The 746-nt window shown below is 83.2% G+C and carries 1 pseudogene; it reads right to left on the bottom strand.

The annotated features are described in order from the left end of the window. Positions 1–490: 490 nt before the first annotated feature. Positions 491–746 (bottom strand): annotated as a pseudogene (locus ACI781_RS19115) (hypothetical protein); the annotation flags it as partial.

Consider the following 746-nt stretch of genomic DNA (forward strand, 5'->3'; position numbering starts at 1 on the left):
TGGTGGGTGTGCATGAAGGTGTGCGTCGGCGACGGCGGCCGCGAGCGCGGCCGGGCGCGGGGCGCGCGGGCGGCGCCCGCCCCCCCCCCCCCCCCCCCCCCCCCCCCCCCCCCCCCCCCCGTCCGGCACCTCGCCTGGTGCGACGCCGGTCGGCGGGATCCCGGCTGGCGCGAGGCCGGCTGACCGTCCTGGCGGCGGCGCTGGTCGGCGCGGACGCGAAAGGTGGGGTGGCGCGGCCCGGGACGGCGCACGACGGTCACCGTCGCGTCCCCAGTCGGACCCGGTCGCGGGGCGCGCGGCTGACGGCGCGACGCCGGGCGCTCGCGGCGGCGGGCGCGGCGGCGGCGGGCGCGGCGGCGGCGGGCGCGGCGGCGGCGGCGCTCCCCCGGCCCGGCCGACCTGACGGGCCGGCCCGTGGACGGCGTCCGGGACCCGCGGCCGGCCGGTCCCGGGCGGGCCGCACGATCGGTGGGCGGCTGCTGGGAGGGGGTCAGGAGGCCGCGGCCGCCGGAGCCCCGGAGTGGGAGGAGCGGGAACCCTCCAGGAGGGGGGCTGCGTCCCGCTCCTCGCCGGCGAGCCGGCGCCGGGTGCCGCCCTCGACTGCTGCCGAGACGGCCAGGAACAGCAGGAAGGCCGGCGTCGCGTCGAACAGACCGCTCTCCACGGTGCTGCGGCCGAGCAGGAGCACGAGCAGGCCGACCACGAGCACCCGGTGCGCGCGGGGCGCACGCAGCGCCCCGCGCAAC

The sequence above is a fragment of the Blastococcus sp. SYSU D00695 genome (assembly GCF_054050555.1).